The 24,373-nt window shown below is 63.4% G+C and carries 15 protein-coding genes, 1 tRNA gene and 1 pseudogene; 11 read left to right on the plus strand and 6 right to left on the minus strand.

What is annotated here, in order from left to right; translation table 11 throughout:
- Positions 1-10 precede the first annotated feature (10 nt).
- From CFB49_RS06430 to CFB49_RS06445, 4 genes are all read right to left on the minus strand, one after another.
- Complete coding sequence (locus CFB49_RS06430) at positions 11-334, minus strand: DUF2288 domain-containing protein (protein ID WP_069617121.1); 324 nt, start codon at positions 332-334, stop codon at positions 11-13.
- Positions 335-407: 73 nt separating this feature from the next.
- Entirely contained in the window at positions 408-2,027 is a 1,620-nt protein-coding gene (locus CFB49_RS06435; RefSeq protein WP_089490918.1) for an acyl-CoA synthetase, read from the minus strand.
- Between the two features lie 366 nt (positions 2,028-2,393).
- On the minus strand, positions 2,394-3,095 hold the full coding sequence (locus tag CFB49_RS06440) for a peptidoglycan DD-metalloendopeptidase family protein (RefSeq protein WP_089490919.1): 702 nt from the start codon (positions 3,093-3,095) through the stop codon (positions 2,394-2,396).
- Between the two features lie 132 nt (positions 3,096-3,227).
- The gene (locus CFB49_RS06445; protein WP_089490920.1) at positions 3,228-4,139 is read right to left on the minus strand and encodes an aldose epimerase family protein; all 912 of its coding nucleotides are present in this window, start codon (positions 4,137-4,139) and stop codon (positions 3,228-3,230) included.
- A 479-nt stretch (positions 4,140-4,618) separates the two neighbouring features.
- On the opposite strand from CFB49_RS06445, the gene CFB49_RS06450 reads away from it, so the two are divergent.
- The 4 genes from CFB49_RS06450 to CFB49_RS06465 all read left to right on the plus strand — a co-directional run bounded on the left by CFB49_RS06450 (position 4,619) and on the right by CFB49_RS06465 (position 7,625).
- Positions 4,619-5,449 carry an undecaprenyl-diphosphate phosphatase gene (locus CFB49_RS06450; protein ID WP_050013665.1) on the plus strand — a complete coding sequence of 277 codons (831 nt, stop codon included), beginning with the start codon at positions 4,619-4,621 and terminating at the stop codon, positions 5,447-5,449.
- Positions 5,450-5,639: 190 nt separating this feature from the next.
- Positions 5,640-5,716: transfer RNA gene (locus tag CFB49_RS06455), tRNA-Arg, on the plus strand.
- A 934-nt stretch (positions 5,717-6,650) separates the two neighbouring features.
- Positions 6,651-7,028: a DUF3592 domain-containing protein gene (locus CFB49_RS06460; RefSeq protein WP_089490921.1), complete on the plus strand. Its 378-nt coding sequence runs from the start codon at positions 6,651-6,653 to the stop codon at positions 7,026-7,028.
- 24 nt (positions 7,029-7,052) lie between these two features.
- Entirely contained in the window at positions 7,053-7,625 is a 573-nt protein-coding gene (locus CFB49_RS06465; protein WP_089434835.1) for a hypothetical protein, read from the plus strand.
- A gap of 1 nt (position 7,626) precedes the next feature.
- On the opposite strand, the gene tssF is transcribed toward CFB49_RS06465, so the two are convergent.
- The gene (gene tssF / locus CFB49_RS06470) at positions 7,627-9,504 is read right to left on the minus strand and encodes a type VI secretion system baseplate subunit TssF (protein WP_089490922.1); all 1,878 of its coding nucleotides are present in this window, start codon (positions 9,502-9,504) and stop codon (positions 7,627-7,629) included.
- 140 nt (positions 9,505-9,644) lie between these two features.
- Between tssF and CFB49_RS06475 the strand changes: the two genes are divergently transcribed.
- The 4 genes from CFB49_RS06475 to CFB49_RS06490 all read left to right on the plus strand — a co-directional run bounded on the left by CFB49_RS06475 (position 9,645) and on the right by CFB49_RS06490 (position 15,331).
- A complete protein-coding gene (locus CFB49_RS06475; RefSeq protein ID WP_089490923.1) occupies positions 9,645-11,756 on the plus strand; it encodes a type VI secretion system Vgr family protein in 2,112 nt (703 codons plus the stop codon).
- Positions 11,757-11,767: 11 nt separating this feature from the next.
- Positions 11,768-13,111: a DUF2169 family type VI secretion system accessory protein gene (locus tag CFB49_RS06480; RefSeq protein WP_089434838.1), complete on the plus strand. Its 1,344-nt coding sequence runs from the start codon at positions 11,768-11,770 to the stop codon at positions 13,109-13,111.
- Positions 13,104-14,855, plus strand: a complete 1,752-nt coding sequence (locus tag CFB49_RS06485) for a DUF4150 domain-containing protein (protein WP_249190253.1) — start codon at positions 13,104-13,106, stop codon at positions 14,853-14,855. The genes CFB49_RS06480 and CFB49_RS06485 overlap by 8 nt, the downstream gene beginning before the upstream one ends.
- Before the next feature lie 65 nt (positions 14,856-14,920).
- Positions 14,921-15,331, plus strand: coding sequence for a hypothetical protein (locus tag CFB49_RS06490; protein WP_249190252.1), 411 nt, complete (start codon positions 14,921-14,923; stop codon positions 15,329-15,331).
- Between the two features lie 274 nt (positions 15,332-15,605).
- On the opposite strand, the pseudogene CFB49_RS06495 reads toward CFB49_RS06490, so the two are convergent.
- Positions 15,606-16,229 (minus strand): annotated as a pseudogene (locus CFB49_RS06495) (transposase); the annotation flags it as partial.
- 627 nt (positions 16,230-16,856) lie between these two features.
- Between CFB49_RS06495 and CFB49_RS06500 the strand changes: the two are divergent.
- From CFB49_RS06500 to CFB49_RS06510, 3 genes are read left to right on the plus strand one after another with little or no spacing between them, the layout of a single operon-like run.
- Positions 16,857-17,933, plus strand: a complete 1,077-nt coding sequence (locus CFB49_RS06500) for an ABC transporter substrate-binding protein (RefSeq protein WP_256979899.1) — start codon at positions 16,857-16,859, stop codon at positions 17,931-17,933.
- Between the two features lie 42 nt (positions 17,934-17,975).
- Entirely contained in the window at positions 17,976-21,665 is a 3,690-nt protein-coding gene (locus CFB49_RS06505; RefSeq protein ID WP_089434841.1) for a response regulator, read from the plus strand.
- Between the two features lie 55 nt (positions 21,666-21,720).
- Positions 21,721-24,306, plus strand: coding sequence for an EAL domain-containing protein (locus CFB49_RS06510; protein ID WP_373452640.1), 2,586 nt, complete (start codon positions 21,721-21,723; stop codon positions 24,304-24,306).
- The last annotated feature ends 67 nt before the right edge of the window (positions 24,307-24,373 follow it).

Below are 24,373 nucleotides of genomic sequence, written 5' to 3' on the forward strand. Positions count from 1 at the left end.
GGCGGACGCGTCAGGCGCGTTCCTGCACGCAGACCCACGGCGAGACGACGACCGCCCACAGCTCCGGATTGCGCGCCGCGTAGTCGGCGGCGGTCTCGGCCGGCATGCGCGCGACGAGGCCGGACGACAGCCAGCGCGTGACCTGTTCGGCGTCGTCGCTGGCAACGGCTTCCGCGACGCTGACGAGATCGAGGTCGCGTGCGATCGACAGCAGCTTGCCCTGCGCGAAGAAGCGTTCGAGATCGCACCAGTCGATCTTGGCGGTCTCGCCGAGGAGTTTGGCGTAGAGCGGGCTGTGCGACGCGCCCGCGGTGGCGTGTTGATCAGAGGACATCGGTTTCTTGGAAAGACTGCGTGGCGCCACTATAAACCATCCGGCCGGGCGGGCCGAGCCGCGGGCGGGCCGCTCACGCGTCGCGCAGCGCGCGGCGCACGATCTTGCCGGTCGCGGTCATCGGCAGGCTGTCGACGAACGCGATCGCGCGCGGATATTCGTGCGCGGCGAGCCGCGTGCGCACGTGCGCCTGCAGCGCGCCGACGAGGGCGTCGTCGCCGACGTGGCCGGGGTTCAGCACGACGAACGCCTTGACGATCTCGGTGCGCGTCGCATCGGGCACGCCGACGACGGCCGCCATTCGCACCGCCGGATGCGTGAGCAGGCAGTCCTCGATCGGGCCCGGGCCGATCCGGTAACCGGCGCTCGTGATCACGTCGTCGTCGCGGCCGACGAAGCGCACGAAACCGTCCGCGTCGATCGTGCCCGTATCGCCGGTGAGCAGGTAGTCGCCCGCGAACTTGTCGTGCGTCGCGCCGGGGTTGCGCCAGTATTCGAGAAACATCACCGGGTCGGGGCGGCGCACCGCGATGCGGCCTTCGGCGCCAGGCGGCAGCGGCGCACCGTTCGCATCGACGATCGCGACCGCATGACCGGGCACCGCCTTGCCGATCGCGCCGGGCTTTGCGTCGGACAGCGCCGCGCACGACGACAGCACCATGTTGCACTCGGTCTGCCCGTAGAACTCGTTGATCGTCACGCCGAGCGCGTCGCGGCCCCACGCCGTCAGTTCGGTGCCAAGCGATTCGCCGCCGCTCGCGACCGATTTCAGCGACAGCGCGTAGCGTTCGCGCGGCGCCGCGACGGCGCGCATCAGCTTCAGCGCGGTGGGCGGCAGGAACGCATGGGTGACGCCGTGCCGCGCCATCAGCGCGAACGCCGCGTCGCCGTCGAATTTCTCGAAGCGGCGCGCGAGCACGGGCACGCCGTGATGCCATGACGGCAGCAGCACGTCGAGCAGCCCGCCGATCCATGCCCAGTCGGCCGGCGTCCAGAACAGACGTGCGTCGCGCGGGAAGCACTGCTGCGACATCTCGACGCCCGGCAGGTGGCCGAGCAGCACGCGATGCGCATGCAGCGCGCCTTTCGGCTTGCCGGTCGTGCCGGACGTATAGATGATCACGGCGGGATCGTCGGCGGCCGTATCCACCGGCACGAAATCCGGCGCTTCGGCGGCGAGCGCCGCGTCGTAGCGCAGCACGCCCGGCGCATCGGGCGCATCGTCGCCGATGCAGTAGACGGTATGCAGTGCCGGCAGTTTCGCGCGCAGCGGCGCGATCTTCGCGTAGCCGGCCGCGTCGGTGACGAGCGCGGCGGCCTCGCTGTTCGCGAGCCGGTACTCGAGCGCATCCACGCCGAACAGCGTGAAGAGCGGTACCGCGATCGCGCCGAACTTGTACGCGGCGAGGTGTGCGATCGCCGTTTCCGGGCCTTGCGCGAGAAAGATGGCGATCCGGTCGCCGCGCCGCAGGCCGGCACGCGCAAAGCTGTTCGCGAGCCGGTTAGAAGCATTCCTCAGGTCGTCGAACGTGACGCGGAAAACGTCGCCTTGCGTCGTTTCGTGGATCAGCGCGAGGCGTCCGCTGCCGTCTGCCCATTTGTCGCACACGTCCACCCCGATGTTGTAGCGTGCCGGAATGTCCCACTGGAAGCGGGAGAGGAGCTGGTCGTAGCAGTCTGCGGCGGGCAGCATCGGGTGGTCTCCTGGTGTCGAGCGTGGCGTCGGGTAAACGGCTTACATCAGGAATTCACGCAGACGAATCCACAATGGTGTTTCCTGATAGGGAATGTTCGGACTCGTCCAATTGGCGAGGCTCAGTGCACGATTCCACAATGACGCATAAGATCAAGACAAAACAGTGGTGTGACCATGGATTTGCTTCTGATAGCTGCGGGGTTCAGCCTGATTGGAATCGGGGTGCTGGTGGCGTTTGCTCGTCACGTCGATCCGTTGTCCGGCCGTTTCACTGGACGTCTGCGCAAGCGCTGACTCGATTTTTCCGTTTTCGACGCGACGGCACGCGATGCGTGCCGTCGCCTCGTGTCGTCTGTGGTGCGCTCAGCGCGCCGGCAGGTAGCGTGACGGATCGATCGAGCGGCCGCCATAGCGCAGCTCGAAATGCAGCGCGACGCGATCGCTGTCGCTGTTGCCCATCTCCGCGATCGATTGCCCCTGCGTGACCGACTGGCCTTCCTTCACCAGCAGCGCGCGGTTGTGCGCGTAGGCCGTCAGGTAATCGGCGTTGTGCTTCAGGATGATCAGGTTGCCGTAGCCGCGCAGCCCGTTACCGGCGTAGACCACCACACCCGGCGCGGCTGCGACCACCGGCGTGCCCGGCGAATTCGCGATGTCGATGCCCTTCGATTTCGAGCCGTCGAACGTGCGCACCACGTTGCCGGCCGCCGGCCAGATCAGCGCGATGCTCGTGGCCGGCTTCACGGCCGATTCGACCGGCGCGGAAGGTGCCGGGCGCGCGCGGCCCGCGCTGCCGGTGCCGGTGGTCGACGGCGTCGACGCGGTGGTCGTGCCGGGCGGCGGTGCGACGCGCAGCACCTGGCCGACCTCGATCGCGTCGGGGTTCGTCATCTGGTTCCAGCGCACGATGTTCTGTACCGACGTGCGGTTTTCGCGCGCGATCTTGTACAGCGTGTCGCCACGCTCGACGCGATAGAACCCGGGGCCGACGGGCGCGGAGCCGCACGCGACGAGCAAGGCGGCGCAGGCGGCTGCGAAGAGTCGCTTCGTTGTTGTTCCGAACATTGAACCTCGCAAAACCCCGCCGCGCGTGACGCGGCAGGCAACACAAAACGTCAGATTTTAACGGGTTCGACCCGCGCTCCGCAGTTTCGGTCGCGGGTGCGGCTGCCGCGCCCCGGTTCGGCGCGTGTCGAATCAGCCGGCGAGCGGTGCGACGCGGATCCGCAGCGTGGCCGTTTCGGTCGCGCCCGGCGCGAGCATGCGCAGCCCGCGGCCGTTGTGGATCGCATCGGGCAGGCCGAGCCACGGTTCGACGCAATAGAAATCCGAATCCGGCTTTTCGGTCCACGTCGTGACTGCGTACCACGGGATCGAGCCCGGCACGTCGAGCGCGATCTCGATCGTGCGGCGGCGGCCCGGCATCACGATGCGCACCGGCGCTAACGGCTGGCCGTCGAGGCAGTGGAATCGATCGAGGATGTCCGGATCGTCGAGGCGGTAATGGGCCTGGCCCGGTTCGGGCGGGCTGATCGAGCCGTCCGCGCGCTGTTGGCAACGGTGCGTCGGCGGCAGTTCGAGGACGGTGTCGGCCCGCTCGCCGTGCGGCAGCGCGAAATAGAAATGGTGGCCGGCGTAATAGGGCAGCGGCGTGTCGCCGCGATTGGTCGTCGTCAGCGCGACGTCCAGCGTATGCGCGTCGGCCAGCCGGTAGGTCGTTTCGAAGCGGAAATCGAACGGGTAGCTCGCGCGCAGCGCGTCGTTCGCGTCGAGCGTCATCGACAGCGCGGCGCCGTCGGCCGACGGGTGCGCGTCGAACGGCAGATCGCGCGCGAAACCGTGCATCGGCAGATCGCGGACGACACCGGCCGCATCGCGCCAGCGGCCGATTTCGCCGTCGACGCGGTGGCGGCCGAGGAACGGGAACAGTAGCGGATTGCCGCCGCGCACGCGTGCGAGATTGCTCCAGTCGGCGGTTTCCGGCCAGAAGATCACCGGTTCGCCATCGACGTGCCAGGACAGCAGGCGGCCGCCGAATTGCGGGGCGACCCGGACGAGCGACGGGCCGGCGTGAAGTTCGTGAATGTCGTGTTGCTGGAAGATCGGCATGGCGAATCGGGATTGGACGGGTGACGGGAGCAACGGGCGTTCCATTATCGGGCCGCGGCCGGTCGGGGAAAACCCTTCTGGGGAAATTGCGAGTTTTTAACACTGTCGACCGCCGGGATAATGCCTCTAAACCGGTGATGTTGCCGGGTCATGACACTTCGTGGAGGGGGCCATGGATCTGGCAATGGCAATGGGAATCGCACTGTTCGGCATGTTTACCGGTAGCACGGTATTATTTTTCTATCAGCTCGGCCGCTGACGGCAATTTCTGCCGAAGTCGACAGGCCCGCCATGCAAATGGCGGGCTTTTTGCTTTCTGCTAGCTTACAAATTGCAAGTGTTTGTGTGCATCGCCGCAATATCCTGCCAAATGCCTTGGCGCAGTAATCCGGGCTCGGCATAATCGGGGCGCGTTTTTCAGGACGCGCATCGCGTCGTCCGCCTTCCTTCCCGCTTATCTTCACTAAAAGGACCGACGCGTGAGCCTCTGGTTTCTGGTATTCCTGAGCGTCCTGCAGGGCGTCACCGAACTCTTCCCCGTCAGCAGCCTTGGCCACACGCTGCTCGTGCCGGCGCTGTTCGGCATGCATATCGACAAGCACGCGCCGCAACTGCTGCCCTTCCTCGTCGCGCTCCACCTCGGCACCGCGCTGGCGCTGCTGTGGTATTTCCGCGCGCGCTGGATCGCGCTGATCGGCGGGTTCTTCGCGCAGCTCGGCGGCCGCAAGAACGACGACGGCCACCTGATGTGGGCGCTGATCATCGGCACGATCCCGACCGGCATCGTCGGACTGCTGCTCGAGAAGCGCATCGAGCGCGTGTTTCACGATCTGCGGATCGTCGCGATCGCGCTGATCGTCAACGGGGTGTTGCTGTGGGTCGGCGATCGCATCCAGCGCAGCCGCGCGCATCAGCCGCCCGAGAAGATGACCTTCAAGCAGGCGTTCTTCGTGGGCCTCGCGCAGATCGGCGCGCTGATTCCGGGCTTCTCCCGCAGCGGGCTGACGATGATCGCCGGCAACGTGGCCGGGCTGACGGCGGAGAAGGCGGCGGAATTCTCGTTCCTGCTCGGCACGCCGATCATCTTTGCCGCGGGCGTGCTCGAATTGCCGAAGCTGTTCCATGCGCGCGACCAGCTCGCCGATGCGCTGCTCGGTGGCGTGCTGACGGCGATCGCCGCGTACCTGAGCGTGCGGTTCCTGATGCGCTATTTCGAAGGGCGCGGCCGGCTCGCGTCGTTCGGCGTGTATTGCGTGATCGCCGGCGTGTTCTGCCTCGGCTGGTTCATGCTGCATCCGCAGCCGGTTTGATGCCGCGGGCGCCGGTCTCGCGTGATCTGGTGCGATGATCGGGTATAATTTCGGGCTCGGCTTCTTGCCGGGCCCGTTTTGTTTCGGGGTTTGAGTTCTTATGGGGTAGTGGGCGGTGTTGCTGCTGCTTCATGACGCGAAAGCCCGAGGCCGAATGCGGTCCGCGTCACGCCGTGTCTTTTCTCCCCGACCGCCCTTAGCTCAGTTGGATAGAGCAACGGCCTTCTAAGCCGTAGGTCACACGTTCGAATCGTGTAGGGCGGGCCAGAAATCTCCGCTTATTCAGGCACTTAGTCACGCGAGCGACTGCTGTTAAGTTGGCTCCATTCGCTGTTCGGCGTGAACCGAGTGTGAATGAATTCTACCCGATGACCGCCCGATACTTTGCCGAAGGCCGCGTCATCATCTGTTGAGCGCTTGCGTTAGCAGTGTTCCTCCAACGCCCAGCACTGCGCCTATGACGGCCGCTATCAAATTAGCGAGGATGTCATCACGCTTTCGCTGCCAGAACGATTTCCGGGCGTCACGTCGGATGCCATAAAACACAGTGTCCCGTCTTGGGCCTGGCCTAAATACGGCTATGTACATCGCAAGACCGATACCGGCTAGGCAGGCGACGGGCACCACTTGCCACGATTTTCTCCCCGAGGAATGCGAAGAGTTCCTCCGCATTGTCAAACTCATAGCTCCCACTGGTCATCTTGGGCGGGGCACCATCAATGCCTGTCTCGGACCTACAAGAACGCCACGACGAAACTTGAATGGGCATGCGCACATGGCCATCACTGGTCGGCAGTGCCGGGAGCAATCGTTGCGGGGAGGTGGTGCCGTGTGTGTGCGTACGACGGCCGGAAGCTAGGGTTGAAGCTGATGCGAACAATCGCAAGGGAGCGCGGCGGTCGATGCGTCTCGACGGAGTATGTGAACGCCAGCACGAGGCTTGAGTGGGAATGCCATATCGGGCATCGTTGGTTCGCGCCGTCGTTCGATCCGGAACGGGCACTGGTGTCGACTGTGCGCTTATCTAGAGATGACGACAAATCCGACGACTATTCGCAAGCGCCGCCACTTACCGACCAAGGTCTGATAGCGCGCCAGGCGGACAGTCTGGCGTCCAGGTGAGGATGTTTTAGAATTTGGGAGGCTGATACGATCAGCATAGAGCACCCGAATAATTGTAGGGAATGTAAACGAGGGCGTTATGTTTAAGGGCATCAGTGCCATTGTGATTGGGGTGGGCCTTCTTGTCGCTGCTGCAATCAGCGCACAGTCGACTAGAGAGTTTCTTCGAACGTCGATTGTGGTGCCGGGCCTCGTCGTTAAGCTCAACGCTGGCGGATACCATCCCGAGATTCAATTCACCACCAAGACAGGACAGCAGATTTCGTATCCGCAAGGCGGGATTGTCACGAAAGTGGAGCTCGGTCAGCGAGTCGAGGTGCGATACCAAGCCGACGATCCTGATGGCAGCGCAACGATGAATGTCTTCGCCACGATCTGGGATTCGACGATTGTTTTTGCCTTCATGGGTGCGGTTGCAATCGTGTGCGGGATTATGAATCTGCCGTCACGGACATAACGAGAAGCAGAAGAGAGAGGGCGTATGTCGTATCTTCGGAAGAGCAAGTGGAAATATGACACTGGCGCGGGCGGTGGGGTGAGCGTCGACATCGTAGTTGCGACGGGGGGGAATATCGTTCTCACTGATCCTCAGAAGCATTTGCAAAGCTTCTACTACGGTGGTGTGGGTATTGGCTACGGTTGGGGTGCGAAGATTCCGAAAATCAAGTTGCCGAGATTCACAATTCCCGAGTTGAAATTGCCAAGCTTCGGTAGCCACGACGCAAGTGCCGCTGGTTCGACGTATGATTTCCCGAGTCATGGAACCATTTACATGACAAGTGCATTTAAGGGCAGCGAGCTTGCGCGATCGGATTTACAAGGCGGAACCGTCTATCTTGATGGCTACGGCGGGGCAGTTGTCGCGCAGGGCGGGACCGTCATGCTGTTGGGCATCAATCCGGCATTGCTTGCGTTGGGCCTGACGAGCCCAGCCATGTCGATGATTCTGGCAGAGGCCATTTCGGATGCTCCGGCGCTGCTTTTCATGCATGGTCTAACGGCTGGCTTTCAGGCCGGTTTTGGTGGCGGTATTCTGGCTGGCTATCTCCACTGACCTATACCAGCGATTGTGTCCCAGCGCGTGGAGCGCACCGCAAAAGCTCCTTGCCGCTCTCGGCCGATAACACGACGAGCTGAACGTAGCTGTTTGACTGAGCGTACGGGCCGAAGAATCGGTCCATGACAGCCGAGAACCGATGCAGGCTGACATCTCGTGTCGCAGCCTCGGAGAACGAAAGCAGGATCTCCACACCGCGAACAAATGACGGGAAGTGATTGTCGAGAGGCATCCACCTGAGCGCCGGTTTGTAGTCGAGGGATGCGATCGCGTCGATGCAACGTTGGGCAACCACGCTGGAACGCGGAGCATGGAAACGGAGAAACTCCTTCAGCGCGGGTAATCCGGTCCGCGTCAGGTCGAGCGGATGCGGCGCCAATGCCGACAGGACGCGCCAAAGTGCACCGCCACGCGGCAAGGCAGCCGGCAAGGTGGGGCGGGAGAGCAGCATGATCGGACACGCCAATGCCGAACCCTCGTACAGAAGATCGCTATCCGGGGCACCGATCGGCAACCGGGACGGCATTGCTCCGTTGGTTGCCAGGACATCGACATCGACCTGAGGGTGTCGCGGATGAGCGGTTTGACCCTTTAAGTCGACCAACGCCAGTTGCGATTCCGCCAGGGCGCCGTCCGACATGGCTTCCGGATCTCGGCAGGCCAGCCAATAGATGGCGGACGAATTCATGGGCCGCGCGTGACTGAATGCACGATACGGCCACACCTGCGTGCGCGGTGCCGCGTGTGAAGCGATGGCGGCCTTGTCTTCGTTCGACTTCGTACGCTCGCCCAGATACACGGCTTCAACCGAGTAGACGCTCAGCGGAATGCCGGTTGCCAACGGGGTCGGCGTGATCGGATAGGTGGCATCGTGACTGGTTAGCTGGATAGGCGTTGCCGCGCGTTCGAACAGGTTGACGACCGGTGTGCAAAACAATCGGAACGTGCTGATGTTCAGCGTTGCCAGGATCTGAGCGGCGCCGGAATCATGGGCGGTGCCTTGCACGGCGATGTGAAGCGTCAGTCGTCGAGCTGCTTCGGCACGCGCGGCGCGACGCATTCGACCCAGGTCGATGTCGACGAAATCAAACTTCTCGGGGAAGGCAAAATACTCGATCAGATGCCTGAACGATTGTGCGCTTGTATCGTCTTCGTTCGGCAACAATCGCTCGCCATCGGCAAATCCGGCCGCCTCAATGGGGACTTTCGACAAGCGGGTCCAGCGTCCGCTTTCGTCCACCTCCACGTAGGCGGCCGATGCACGAAGCAACAGCGTATCGGAAAGCGCGGCGACGAGCGGCCGCTCTCCGGACAGATGTACCCGCACTGGGGCGGACGGAATGGCGTCATCGAACGCTTGCGACGCGGATTCACTTGTAAAGGTAATCGAAATGATCCCCGTCACTTCTGCCGGGATGCGCGCTGCTGCTGGCGCAAGCGTCGCTGGTGAATAGCGTGCCGAGTGAATGCGCAATGGCGACAACGTGACGTCGTAGACTGTACGAAAGCGGCACGGTGCAGCATTGGCGTCCAGCATCGTGCCGCACGCTATCGTCAGCGGTTCGGTAAGCTGACCGAACAGAACCGATGGGTCGAACGAGGCAACCGCGCATGACGGAACCGTGCGCAGATACTGCGGATAGGCAATTTCGAGAAGTGCCTCGGTGAATTGCGAGTAATCGTCATCAAGCTTCGCATCGACACGAGCGGCTAGCAGCGCGAACGTCTGTACCATTCGGTCGACGTGCAGGTCTTCGACGTGGCCGCCAGACATGCCGAGGCGTGCTGCAATCTTCGGAAAGCGTCGAGTAAAGTCCGCCAGACTGTGTGCGAGCAGTCCGATTTCACGTTCGTAATGTGACAGCAGGTGGTCCATTCGCTGAAAATATTCAATAATCCGCGATAATCGGTCCCCGTTTTCCGGAGCCAACATCTAGTCCAAATGGCGCGCGGACATATTAGAATGGCCGCGCCGACAAAAAGCTGCCCCTCTGCTGAGAGATTCCGAGGCTAAATATGCAAATGTCCGAAATTGCGAGCTTCTTCCAGCTCCAGAGCAATCGCCTGTTTACGATTGAAACGCCTTTGAAAGGTCGATCGGATCTCGTACTCGTCGATTTCCATTGTACCGAGGGGTTATCTCAGAATTTCGAGATGCATGTCCGGCTCGCGTCGCAGGACAAGAATATCGAGCTGAAGAAGCTGATCGGCCAACCTGTGACAATCACGTTGCAGTTGACCGATGCGCTCGCCAGCTCCGAAGAGCGTTACTTCCACGGATACGTCGCAGCGTTTTCGCATCTGGATACCGATGGCGGTTTTGCGATGTACAGCGCAACGATCCTGCCGTGGCTCTGGATGCTCTCTCGCCGGCAGGACATTCGGATCTTTCAGGAAGAGAACACAGAGGCGATTCTCTCGCGTGTGTTTCGAGAATACGGCAAGCTCGCGTCGTTCGAGTTCCGGCTCTCGAAGGGAACGCAGAATCGTAGCTATTGCACGCAGTACCGTGAGACGGATCTTGCTTTCGTCGAGCGACTGATGCGCGAGGACGGCCTGTTCTATTACTTCGAGCATGCGAAGGATGGGCACAAGCTGATCATCGCCGATAACTCGGTGACCGCAAAGCCGATCGACGGGCGCAGTCCATCGCTGCAATACAACCAGGGTGAGGCGATGGACAATCTTGCCGTCATCACGTCATTTCAAGCGCAGCGTCAGCTTGCACCGGACACGGTCGGACTGAAAACTTTCGACTACAAGATTCCCCATGCCCGGCGATTCGTGTCGGGTGGAACGGAAGTCAATCAAGGCGACGTACCGTCCTACGAGATCTACGACTACCTCGGCGAGCATGGTTTCGCTGACAGCGATCGAGGTGAAGAGCTCACGCGCTTCCGGACGGAAGCGCTGGCTGCGCACAGCAAGACGTTCGTCGGGGTAACGACGGGTCGTCGGATGATGCCGTGCCGATACTTCGAGCTGGACGACCACTACGATCACGCCAGTACCAAACAGGAAGACCGACAATTCCTGTTGCTGACTGTGTCACACACCGGCACGAACAACTATGAGCCCGGTGAGGGGAGTTCGGCGTATTCGTGCAGCTTCACCTGCATTCGCAAGAAAATTCCGTACCGTCCGGCATTCGAAGGGGAGCGTCCGACGATCGTCGGGCCGCAGACGGCGATCGTCGTAGGTCCGAAAGGCGAGGAGATTTATACGGATAGTCTCGGCCGGGTGAAGGTGCAGTTCCACTGGGATCGTCTCGGCAAACGCGACCAAGGGAGTTCATGCTGGGTGCGCGTGAGCCAGCCGTGGGCGGGTAGCGGTTTCGGGATGATTCAGATCCCGCGAATCGGGGATGAGGTGGTCGTGAGCTTCCTGGACGGAAATCCGGACCGTCCCCTCGTGACGTCGCGCGTTTACAACTCGCAGAACATGCCGCCGTGGGCATTGCCAGCCAACGCGACACAGAGCGGGATTCTGACGCGTTCGACCAAGACCGGTAACGTCAACACGGCCAATGCGATTCGCTTCGAGGACAAGAAGGGTGAGGAAGAGGTCTGGCTACACGCCGAGAAGGACCAGCGCATCGAGGTCGAGCACAATGAATCGCATTGGGTTGGCAACGATCGCACCAAGAACATCGATCACGATGAGACGGTGCACGTCGGCCACGATCGTACGGAAACCGTCGACAACAACGAGACGATTCACATTGGGGTGGATCGCACCGAGACCGTTGGCAACAACGAGACGCTGACGGTCGGCGGCAATCGGAACGAGACGATCGAGGGGATGGAGAATCTCTTGATTGCACTGACGTCGACGGAGACGGTGGGGCTGGCGAAAGCACTGACCGTTGGCGGCGCGTATACGGTGACAGTAGCGGGCGCGATCAACACCGCGGCCGGGCTTGCCAGCGCCGAGGAAGTGGGGCTGTCGAAAACCACGATGGTGGGCAAGACGTATACGATCACGGCCGGCGACCGGATTGAGCTGAAAACCGGAAGCGCCGTCCTCATCATGGAGTCCAACGGGCACATCACGCTACGGGGCACACAGTTGCTGATCGAGGGTTCCGGGCCGGTACAGATCAACGGTAAGGACGTTGACGTCAACTGACGGAGGCGGCGATGGAGTTCTCCAATCACACGCCCTTTCCGGCGCTGGCGTTCGAGTCGTTTGCGCCCAATGGCGCGTCGTTTCATACGATCGTGCTGCGGCAGACCTTCGAGCTGCGAAACGGCTCGCTGGTATTGGCGCAGACACAGAAACCGCTCGCGACATCAGATCGCTTCCACGGCGAGCCGAATCAGTCCAGCGTGGCGGAGGAAAGCGATCTCGCGCCATATAAACCGCTTTGCGATGTACTGATCAACGGGACGGCCTATGCGCCGCAGGGGCGGCCGTTGCCGCGCTTTGTGGCGGGCATTCGAATTGTGTCGGCGCCCATGCGATCCGACGATGACGCGGGTGTGCCGACAACGAAAGTCTTGCTGGATCGCAGGCTGTCTGTGACCGGCCCAAGGTACTTTGCTCGGCGGTCGATGTTTGGACGAAGCATGAATCGGCTCGTGAAGATCGCCTCGCTCGGCATCGTGCGTCCCGTTGACTGGTCGTTGACGCCGCCTGAGCCAATCGCAGCGCTTCCTATGCGTTACGAATACGCATGGGGTGGGCAGTGTCGGATCGACGCGCAGGATCCAGCTGCGAAACGTGTGCCGAAGGCATCTCGGCTCGATGACAAACAGCAGGCCGCACACCCCGATCAAGACAGCGTTCCGGTGGCGCATACGGCCTGCGAAGATAATCCTGTCGGTCTAGGATTTGCCGAGCGTTGGTTTCTTACTGCGACAAAGCTGCAAAAAGTCGCTGCACCGCAGATCGAAGCCAGCAGTGAACCCATCTCGGTACAGGCGTGGCTCGCGGCTTCGAACGGGCAGGCGCAAGCCTCGTTGCATCCGGCTGGCTTTGGCATTGTCGGGAAAGCGTGGCGATCGAGGCGTGAGCTTGCTGGTACCTATGATGACCAGTGGCTCGCTGAGCGCCATCCGGGCTTGCCAGACGATTTTCAGTTCAGGTACTGGAACGGCGCGCATCAGCTGATGCAGGTGCCGCACATGAAGGGTAACGAGACGATCGTGCTGACGAATCTTGTTCCCGTCGGCACGACCGGATCGACCCTGGACGAGCAGGGCAATACGATCCTGCGCATTGCCTTGCCAGGACATCTGCCGATGGGATGGGTCTACACCGACCAGTCGCTCAAGTTCGCGCCGCTGCTGCTCGATACGCTGTCTATCGACGTATCGGATGCTGCGAAGCCCGTTGTGATGTTGGTGTGGCGTGCGACGCTAATGAAGTCCGTGCGTGCGCAGTGCTTCGAGGCAAGGTTTGTCGACCGTGCTGAACTGGAGCGGCTTGCCGCAGGGTCGCCGGCAACTTCGATCGGATCGACGGGAGCGCAACATGGCTGAACCGTTGGAGATTACAGTTACCGGCGACGCAGGCGATGTTTTCCGTGAGCACTTCAACATCCAGAGTGTCGAGCAGGCCCGGGATGCGGTGAAGAATCTGGATGCGCTATGGAACACACCGAATCCGTGGAGCGACCGTCCGGACCTGCGGGATATATTTGACGAGGCGGGGAAGTCAGTTCAAAGGCGCTTTGAAACAGGCGTCTATAAGCCGCAGGATCAGGCGCAACCGTCCGATCATTTCTCCAAGGGTAATCGGATCGCGTCGAGACAGGACGGTAGCTTTAAGGCGGTCAGCAGCACGCCCGACGTTTGTAAGACGCCGATGGGCAGTTCGACGCCGCCGGTGCCCTATCAGGTCGTCTCGGATCTGAGCGGTTCATCGGGCGTCGTGCCCAGCGTGCGATTCAACGGCAAGCCGGCGTACGTGCTCGATCAGAGCGTGGTCCCGACATGTACGGGCGACGAGGCGGGCTCGGCCGATGGGGTGGGCTCCGGTACGGTGGGAGGCGAGACCAAACCCACGAAGGGAAGCACGACGGTTCGCGCGGGCGGCCATCCGGTCATTCGTGACGGTGATCCGTGCACAATGAATTCCGGCAACTGTACGGGAACCTACGTGACGGCACCTGCGCCCGGAAGCTCGGTGGATGCGAGCGGGAATGTCGTGGGGGATGCTAATCCGCCACCCGAGAAGGGCGTCATGCATCAGGTCGGCGGGTTCTTTAAGGGGGCCGGCGGTGCAGTCTGGGACATGGGAAAGGGTTTGGTGGGTTTAGGCATCGGAGCCGCTAAGCTGTCGCCGGTATCGCAGGCCGCTGAGGGCTTGTCTGATTTGACGGGGCTGTACGACTATCACGGGTACTCGCAAACACTGCACGCTGCCGGAAAAACGGCGCAGGCGATCTATGACCATCCGAAGGCGATCGTTGACGGTATCACGAAGCCGTACATGGAAGCGTGGAGTCAGGGCAACTATGGTGAGGCGCTTGGTCGCGGTGCGATTGACGTCGGCAGCTTGCTCGCTGGGGGCGTCGGCGCAGTTGGTAAGGCCGGCGAAGTGGGGAATGTGGCCGGCAAGGTTGGCGAGGCGGTGAACGTCGCCAGTAAGGCCGGCGAGGTTGCTGATGTTGCAAATGTCGCTGGGAAAACGGGAGAAGTTGCGAACGCGGTAGGGAAGACTGGGGAAGTCGCGGAGGCGGGGGCGGCGACGGCCAAGGGGGCGGAAGTCGCTGATGGGGTTGCCGACGCCTCCAAGGTAGCAAAGCCTGCCGAAGTGGGGCCAGCTGGAGATGGGGTAAAGGTTCCTCGGAAGGTTAAGTTAGAGCCGGGTACCCCTGAGCATAAGGCGGCGAGGTGGGAGCGATACAAACAGAGAGGTGGGAAGAAAGACTACGATGCGTGGAGTAAGCAATACGATACAAATATGCGGAACTATCAGTATGGTGCCGAGAGGGAGGCTGCGTATCGCGATGCCATGAGTGCCTCTGAGGGAACGCTCAAGACGCCGCTGACAAACCGTCAAATTGATATTCTAAAGTCAGATGAGATGTATGCTGGGCAACTTAAAACCGGTCCCGTGAGTTTGACAAAGGATAACATCGTGGCGATTCAGAAAGATGCCGAACTGGTTAAGCAAGGGTGGCAGGTCGAGCACATCCTTGAACAAGGCGCGTCAAAGCCGTATCTAGAAGCGCTAAAGAGAGCGGGCATCGACGCGCACATTGGTCCAAAAATTCCTTAAAGGGAACGGAAATGGTATTTGACAGAAAGGTAGCTGAAGAGGCATTTGACGATTTCTTGATGATCATGGACGATCAACTGGACTGGTTGTCTGATGAGGCGAAACAACATGGGATCCAATTGACGGTTAAGTTGGACGATTTGCCAAAACTGGAAAAATTGTTCGACCTTATGTCTGATGGTAAGGACAAAGATTATGTCTCTGGCCTTGTGGTTGCATTTGCTCGTTTTCTTGGGGAGATCGTCAGAGAAAACTACGGTGGAAAATGGGAGTTGCCTCTTGATGACGAGAAGAATGTAAATTTCAATACTCCTGTCATTGTTGGTCACACTCCAGTAGAAGGGCTGGAATTCGCGCCCTTGTCAGTGATGCGGGCATATGCGTTACGTAGGAAGCAGGGGACGCTCCAACGTGCTGTTAGCGCGCAGATAAATCCTACGCCGCTAGATCTGAGTGGCTTGGCGGAGGAGGAATGATGGGGCTGCCGCAACGCTGGCCTTTCGGCGCGGGTCGCAGCGTCGGCATTGCCTGAATCCTTGGCAGATATTGCGCGGTGCCTATGCATCAGTGGGCACTGCCAGTTTCTAAACACCCGGACGGATCGATGCCTGGAAGTAATAATGCCCGCTGCGAGCGGGCTTTATTGCGTGCTACAAATTTGTTACAGCAAGGGGCGGGAGCTCGGGGTGTCAGGATTTCCGTGTTCAAGGCGGGTTGAGTAATTACACGGAAGGCCGGACGAATCGATCTGCGTAGAGCGTAAAGGATAGCGAATTGGTTCATGGCGGTCTTCCAGTCATGAACTGCACTACCCCAATTTGCCGTGATGTTGCGCAGGGCCAGCCAGATGAGTTTGGTGGCTGCCTCGTCGGTCGGGAAGTGCCTGCGGGTTTTGATGATCTTGCGCACGCCCGGCGGGAACGCAAAGAACGGGATCACGCGATCCCAGGCGTTGCGCCACGCGCTACTGACGGTCGGGAATTTCCGGCCCCACGGCCCATCAGCAAACGCATCGAGTTCGGCCTGGGCCACTTTCGCACTGGGCGCGGCGTAGATCGGTTTGATCGCGGCAGCCAACCCTCGGCGGTCTTTCCAACTGGCGTAATCGAGGCTGTTGCGGATCAGACGGACGATACAAGTTTGCAGTGTGGTGGCCGGAAACACCATCGCCAAGGCTTCGGGCGTACCCGGCGAAGCGCCGTTCGAGCCTGGGTATCAGAATGGGTTCGAAGCTGCCGTCGCGGTGGCGAGGCACCTCGATGCGAATCGGGCCGTCTTCAGTCAGGACCGTCTTGGGGCCCGTCCGTTGCGCTGATTCATGGCGTTGGCCGGCTTGGCCGCACCGGCAGGGTAGCGGAGATGTCTCAATAAATCCTCTGCTTGTTTGGCAGTCCATTATTTATCCCCCCGTCGAACCGGCTTGCGGCATTCAACTGAAACACCAACAACGGGCGTGGCGTAGCTACGCGACGCGTCGGCGTATCGCTGCAGCGGCGGCGGCGCCCATCCGCGTGCTGCGCATTCCCTCTTCCGAACGCCGGAATCGGCCGCGCACCATCGCCCGGGCGCCGTGCTCTTGCGCATCGATTCCCGCAACAAAGCGACGCACTGACAATCGTATCGAAATGCCGCCAGCGCGATCCCGCTCGGTCGCGCCCGCCCGCATTCCATCGCCGCAGCGCAACAACTCGCGACGACGGCGTGGCTCGGCGCCTCCGCCTTGCAGTCGCAAGGGATGCAAACTATATATATGACTAATCGACTCGTACCACGGCAGCGGTGCGGCATGCGGCGGGGCGCATCGTCAGATCAGAACAACCGGGTGCCGAACGGGAGCCCAACATGGACGAGACTGTGTCAGTCGCACCAATGTGTTCCGGCACCTGGTCTTCGAACCTACTGCGCGCACTCGCGCGTCCCCGCGTCAGGCAGGCGCTGGCGCTGATCGCATGCTGCGCTGCACTGAGCGGCCAGGGCGCCGGCTTCGCTGCGGAGCCCGGCGTGACCGGCGACACGATCCGCCTGGGCATGGTCAACGCGCAATCGGGCAATTCCGCCGGTCTCGGACACGGGCTGCTGATCGGCGCGCAAGCCGTATTCGACGACACGAACGCTCGCGGTGGCGTGCACGGGCGAAAAATCGACCTCGTCATCGCCGACGATCGCTATGAACCCGACCGGACTGTGGACAACACGCTGGACATGATCGAGCGGGGCAACGTCCTTGCGCTGTTCGGCTACGTCGGCACGCCGACGACCACTGCGGTGCTACCGATGATCCGGGACGCCGGCATTCCGCTCGTCGGTACGTTCAGCGGCGCGATGGCGCTGCGCAAGCCGGTCACGCCGGAGGTCTTCAACGTCCGGGCGAGCTATGACGACGAAACGCGCGCGCTCGTCGATCATTTGATCGCGCACGACCGCGCAACGCGTTTCGCGGTGTTCTACCAGGACGACGGCTTCGGGCTCGCGGTGCTGGCGGGCACGCAGCTCGCGCTGCGCCGCCATGGCCTCGACGTCGTCGCCACCGGCACGTTCCGCCGCGGCACGACGGCGGTCGACACGGGCCTCGCAGCCGTACTCGAAGGGCGGCCCGACGTCGTCATCATGGTCGGCCCGTATACGCCGGTCGCCGCATTCGTTCGGGCCGCGCACCGCGAAGGCCTTACGGCCCATCTCGCGGCGGTGTCGTTCGTCGGCACCGACGACCTGTTGCGCCTGATCGGCGACGAAGGGAACGGCATGCTGATTTCGCAGGTCGTGCCGCTGCCGCAGAGCGATCGCCCGGTGATCCGGGACTGCGCGCGGCTCATCGCCCAGCGCTTTCCGGACGAGCACATCGGCGTGGTGCACATCGAGGGCTGCCTCGACGCGAAGGTCGCGCTGATCGGGCTGGAGCGCGCGGGGCCATCGCCCACGCGAGCGACGCTGAAGCAGGCGCTCGAATCGATCCGGCATCTGGACCTCGGCGGCCTGGTGGTCAACCTGAGCGCCGACGATCACCAGGCACTGAACGACGTGTTCCTCACCGAAATCGCGCACGGGCGCGTCACGCCGCTAGTCGTGCCGGCGCAATGAGCGGCGGATGGCCGTCAGGCCATTCCGATCCTGGAGGGCTGCATGGACATCAAGGCGAAGCTCGTCACCAGTACCAGCCTGATGCTGCTGGGCGCGGTGGCGATTTCCGTGACCAGCCTGATCGCGGTGCACGGCATTGCGTCCGGCGTGCGCACGCTGACGACGGAATCGCTGCCGCTGCAGGTGCGCAGCAACGAACTCCAGCGCGCGTATGCGGAACTCGCGGTGGAGTTCGGCCGGCTCGAGCACGCGCAGGACGCGGCGGAGCGACAGCAGTCGTCGTCGCAGATCGAAACGCAATTGCAGCGGATCTCCGGCATCACGGCCGCCGTGCGCGCGATCGACCGGCACGGCATCGACGAACCGGCCACCGATCTGCGGACGATGCTCCGGTCGATGAACGAAGGCGTCGACAAGCGCCTGCGCGGCGATGCGCAGCTCGTCGCCGAGCGCCGGCTGATCGAACGCGTGCAGGCGCGGGGCGCCACGCTGCTGACCGAAATCGGCAAGGAAACCGAGCGGCTGGACGACGACGCCGATGCGGCGGTGAGCGGCGCGCTCGCGGCCAATACCGCATACAACCGGACGATTCATGCGCTCGACCAGGTGCGCACGAACGTGAAGGACATCATCACCGTCGCCGGCCGCGTCGACGTCGCGCCGAACCGATACCGGCTCGCGCCGCTGCGCGAGCGCATGCAGGCGTCGATCGACGGCGCGCGCCATGCGCTCGCGCTCGCGGCGCAGAACCTCGATGCCGCCACCGCGCAGGGCGTGACGGCCGCACTCGGGCGCGTGGCGGCCGACATCCTCGACGGCCAGGACGGCCTCGTCGCGCTGCGCGGTGCCATGTTCGCCGAGCCGTCCGTCGCGGCCCGCTACCGCGCGAAAGAGAACAGCGTGCTGCAGTCGCTCGATGCGCTGGACGCGAAGCTTGCGGAGATCGCGGATCCGTTTGCACTGCAGATCGTCAAGGCGCGACAGCGTCTCGACGAGGCGATCGAATTCCGGCGGCGAGCCGCGCGGGTCGCGTCGCTGTCGGCGATCGTGAACGGCGGGATCAGCGCACTGGCGTTCGACCTGCGGATGATCGCGCAAAGCGACGGCAACGACCGTCTGGCGCGCGGCGACGACGATCTGCACAAGAATATCGGCGCGCTCACCGCATCCGCCGGCGCACTGCGCGATGCGCTCGCCGCGGACGGCCAGAGCAACGTGAAGCGCGCACAGGAGGTCGTCGGGCTGACCACGGAGCTGGCCGGATCCGCGCGCCGCATCCTCGCGGTGAAGTCCGACATGCTGTCCAACGACGTGGCCATGCAGGGCATCGTCGCGGACGTCGACACGACGGCCAATCGCCTCGCGGCCTACACGGAGCAGGAGGCCGTGCGCGTCGACCTTCAGCAGCGCGGCATCGTATCGGACGTCTACCGGGCCGTGGCGACCGCGATCCTGATGATCGTGGGGGTATCGTTCCTGCTCGCGATCGGCGGGCTGCTGATCAGTCATCGGCTCGGCGCGTCGATCTCCGGGCCGCTGTCGCGCCTGACGCGCACGATGGCGCGCATTCGCAGCGGCAGCGACCTGTCGTTGCGCATGACGCACAAAGGTCGCGATGAAGTCGCGGCGCTGGTCGCCGGCTTCAACATGATGCTCGACGAAATCCAACGCCGCGACGTCGATTTGCAGGCGGCGATCGCCACGGCCGAAGCCGCGAATTCGGCGAAATCGGAGTTTCTCGCGCGGATGAGCCACGAGATCCGTACGCCGATGAACGGCGTGCTCGGCATGACCGAACTGCTGCAACGCACGCGGTTGACGTCGAAGCAGCGCAAGTTCGTCGACACCGTGTATCGATCCGGTCAGACGCTGCTCGTGCTGATCGACGACATTCTGGATTTCTCGAAGATCGAGGCCGGCAAGCTGACGCTGGAGCGCATCGATTTCAACCTGCATCAATTGCTCGACGACGTCGTCGCGCTGCTGGAGCCGAACGCGCAACGCAAGGCGCTTGCGCTCGTGTACCGGCGCGGCGACACCGTTCCGGAATGGATGCGCGGCGACCCGGTGCGGTTGCGCCAGGTGCTCACGAACCTGCTGGGCAATGCGATCAAGTTCACCGAGCACGGACACGTCGCGCTCAGCGTGTCGTATGCGGACGACGGCCGCATCGTGTTCACGATCGCCGACACCGGCATCGGCATCGCGCCCGAGGTGTCCGCGCAGTTGTTCCGGCCGTTCCAGCAGGCCGACAACTCGACCGCGCGCAAATACGGCGGAACCGGGCTCGGCCTCGTGATTTCCCGGCAGCTGGCCGAGATGATGGGCGGCGCGCTCACGCTCGAATCGACGCCCGGCCAGGGCTCGGTGTTCACCGTGACGACCCCGTTCGAGCCGGCGTCCGGAGAGGTCGGCGTCGCATCGGAGGCAAGGCCGTCGCTCGCCGGCCTGAAGGTGCTGATCGTGGACGACAGCGAAACCGATCGCAGCGTGCTGCTCGAACATGCGATCGAATGGCAGCTGTGCGTCGCCACGGCGATCGGCGGTGACGACGCGCTGGCGCAGTTGCGCGCGGCGGTCGCCGACGGCGCGCCGTTCGATCTCGCGATCGTGGACGTACGGATGCCGGGCATGGACGGCATCTCGCTCGTGCAGTACATCCGCCGCGATCCGTCGCTGCGTGCGCTCAGGATCATCACGCTGACCGCGTTCGAGATGATGGACAGCGTCCTGGTCGCGCATGAACTCGACATCGCCGCCCGGCTGACGAAGCCGCTCCATGGCGCCGATCTCCATACGGCCATCGCGTCGGCGATGCACGTGATGCCGCCGCGGCCGACGTCGGCGGAGCCGGTGTCCGACGACGCCGACGCGAGTCCGGGCCGGCCGCTCGATGCGATCGCGGCGCGCGTGCTGCTGGTGGAGGACAACGTCGTGAATCAGCAGATCGCGCTCGCGATGCTGGAGGACACCGCCTATCAGGTCGACGTGGCCGACGACGGCGAGCAGGCGCTGAAGCGGCTGGCGGACGACCGATTCGACGTCGTTCTGATGGACTGCCAGATGCCGAAGCTCGACGGCTTCGAGGCGACGCGGCAGCTGCGCCGTCGCGAAGCCGAAGCCGGCGCGCCGCGCTTGCCGGTGATCGCGCTGACGGCCAATGCGCTCAGCGGCGACCGCGAGCGCTGCCTGGCCGCCGGGATGGACGACTATCTCGGCAAGCCGTTCCGCCGCGATGCGCTGCTGCAGATGCTCGCGCGCCATGTCGGCGGCGCGGCGTGCGCGCCGGCAACCGAAAGCGATGCGGCGACGACGGACGCGGGCATCGACACGCGTCCGGAAGCGGGCGGTGGCGCGGCCCCCGATCCAGACGACGACGCAAGCGTGATCGACCACAAGGCGCTCGATGCATTGCGCGCGCTTCAGCGGCCGGGCCGCCCGGATGTCCTGACGCGGATCATCGATCAATTCGCGGCGGATGCGCCGCGGCTGATCCGCGACATGCATGCGGCGGTCGAAGCGGGCGACGCCGATGCACTGAAGCTGGCTGCCCATACGCTGAAATCGAGCAGCGCGAACGTCGGCGCGCACCTGCTGTCGGCGCGTTGCCGCGCGATCGAGCAGCTGGCGCGCGCGGCCGACGTCGGCGCGGCGGTGGAGCTGGTCGCCGGCACGGACGCGGAATTCGGGCACGCGCACGCGGCGCTGATCGCGGAGCGCGTCGAAGGTTGAATGGACGCCGGACCGGCCGATCGCCAGGGCGATTGCGCGGCGGCAAAACAGGAGGATGCTCGTGAACCAGGAACATGCCGATGTGCCGGCGATTCTGATCATCGACGACGACGCCATGACGCGCCTGCTGGTCGTCGAGACGCTGGAACCCGAAGGCTTCCGCGTCGAGGAAGCGACGGGGCCGCAGGAGGGCATCGACGCGTTCCTGCGTCATCGTCCGGTCGTGGTCCTGCTCGACGTCGAAATGCCCGGCGGTGACGGATTCGAGTGTTGCCGGGCGTTGCGCGCGTTGCCCGAGGGCCGCCGCGTGCCGATCGTCATGCTCACGGGCAACGACGACGACGCATCGATCGCCAGCGCGTTCGACGCCGGCGCGACCGACTTCGTGTCGAAGCCGATGCGGTGGAAGCTGCTCGGGTATCGGGTCCGCTATCTGTTGCGCGCGGCCGCGGCGGTCGAAAAGCTGGCGACGACCGAGGTCAGCCTCACGCATGCGCAAGCGCTCGCGCACCTCGGCAACTGGGAATACCAGGCCGGGCGGACGGACGGCTACTGGTCGCCGGAGCTGTACCGGATTCTCGGGCTCGACGCCGCCCACACGCCGCCGACGTTCGAACGCCTCGTGCAGGCCGTTCCGCCCGACGAGCAGCCGCTGCTCGTGCAGTCCTACACGAGCCTGCGCACCGAAGGCGTCGCGTTCTCGATCGAGCATCGGCTGATCCATGCGGACGGCACCGAGCGCTGCGTGCTGCACCAGGCGGAGTCCGGCCGCGACCCGAACCACGCGATCATCCTGCGCGGCATCGTGCAGGACATCACCGAACGCAAGATGCAGCAAGGGCGTATCGAATACCTCGCCAATCACGACGCGCTGACGGGCCTGCCGAACCGCAACCTGCTCGGCGACCGGATGGAGCAGGCGATGTCGCAGGCGCGGCGCACCGGGCAGCTGATCGCGGTGATGGTGCTCGACCTGGACCGCTTCAAGCACATCAACGACAGCTTCGGTCACTCGGCCGGCGACGGGCTGCTGCGGGTCGTCGCCGCGCGCCTGAAGAGTTCGGTGCGCGACGGCGACACGGTCGCGCGGCTCGGCGGCGACGAGTTCGTCGTGATGCTCGTCAACCTCGCGACGGCGTCGGATGCGGACGCGATCGCCCGCAAGATCCTGGACACCTTCATTGCGCCGTTCGTGCTCGATGGCCACGACCTGCACGTGACGACCAGCGTCGGCGTCAGCCTTTACCCGACCGACGGGACCGACGCGGAGACGCTGCTGAAGACGGCCGATGCCGCGCTGTATTGCGCGAAGGAACACGGGCGCAATTGCTACAGCTTCTATACGCGTGAACTCGGCGCGCGGGTCGAAGAGCAGACGATCCTCGAAAACGCGCTGCATCAGGCCGTCGCGAACGGCGAACTCGAGCTGTACTACCAGCCGAAGGTCGATCTCAAGACCGGTCAGATCAGCGGCGTCGAGGCGTTGATTCGCTGGCGACGTCCGGGAATCGGCGTGATTCCGCCCGACCGCTTCATTCCGATCGCCGAAGAAACCGGGCTGATTCTTCCGATCGGAGAATGGGTGTTGCGCACCGCGTGCGCCCAGGCCGTCGCGTGGCGCCGGGAAGGGCATCCGCCGATCCGGATTGCCGTCAACCTGTCCGCGCGCCAGTTCCGGCAGCAGGACGTGGCGCACCTGGTGCGCACGGCGCTCGCGGAAACCGGTCTCGAGCCCGACTCGCTCGAACTCGAGTTGACCGAGAGCGTGCTGATGGAGGATTCCAATGCGATCGCACATACGCTGCGCGAACTGAAGGCGCTCGGCGTCGTGCTGTCGCTGGACGATTTCGGCACCGGCTATTCGAGCCTGTCGTACCTGAAGGACTTGCCGATCGACGTCGTCAAGATCGATCGTTCGTTCCTCAGCGACGTCACCACCAGCGCGGAAGGTGCGTCGTTGACGCGCTCGATCATCGCGATGGCCGAGTCGCTGCACATGGAGACGGTGGCCGAGGGCGTGGAGACGGAAGCCCAGCTGTCGTTCCTGAACCGCCATCGCTGCCATGCGATGCAGGGTTACTACTTCAGCCATCCGGTCACCGGCGACGAGATCGCGGACATGTTGTCCGCCGGCTCGGAGTTGCCCGAGCACTGCCGGCAGCGCGAACTGCTGCATCGCACGCTGCTGCTGGTGGACGACGACCGCGCGGTCCTGCAGATGCTCAGGCAGGCGCTCGGCCGCGACGGCTACGAGATCCTCGCCACCACCGATCCCGACGAGGCGCTCGACCTGCTCGCGCAGCATCGCGTCGGCGTGATCGTGTCGGACTTCCGGATGCCGAGCGTGTCCGGGCTCGACCTGCTGCAGCGTGTCAAGGCGCTGTACCCGGACATCGTGCGCATCCTGCTGTCCAGCTACGGCGACGGCGCGTCGATCGAGGACGCGTCCGGCAGCGGGTCCGTTCAGAAGCTGCTGATCAAGCCATGGGACGTCGCACTGCTGCGCAAGCACATCACCGAGTCGTTCCAGCGGTTCGAGCACGCGTCGATGAGCGGGGCCGATCTCGGCGTGGCCCGCCTCGGCATCCGCCCGTCTCCGCTGCGCTCGCTCGGCAGGGCGGAGTCGCGCGATCGCCGTTGACCGAAAGCCGCCGGCGCGCTCGACGCATGGACGGTGCGGAGGTGCGCATTGCGTCGACCGACGCGCT

It is taken from the genome of Burkholderia sp. AU17457 (genome assembly GCF_002223255.1).
Lineage (GTDB): Bacteria > Pseudomonadota > Gammaproteobacteria > Burkholderiales > Burkholderiaceae > Burkholderia > Burkholderia sola.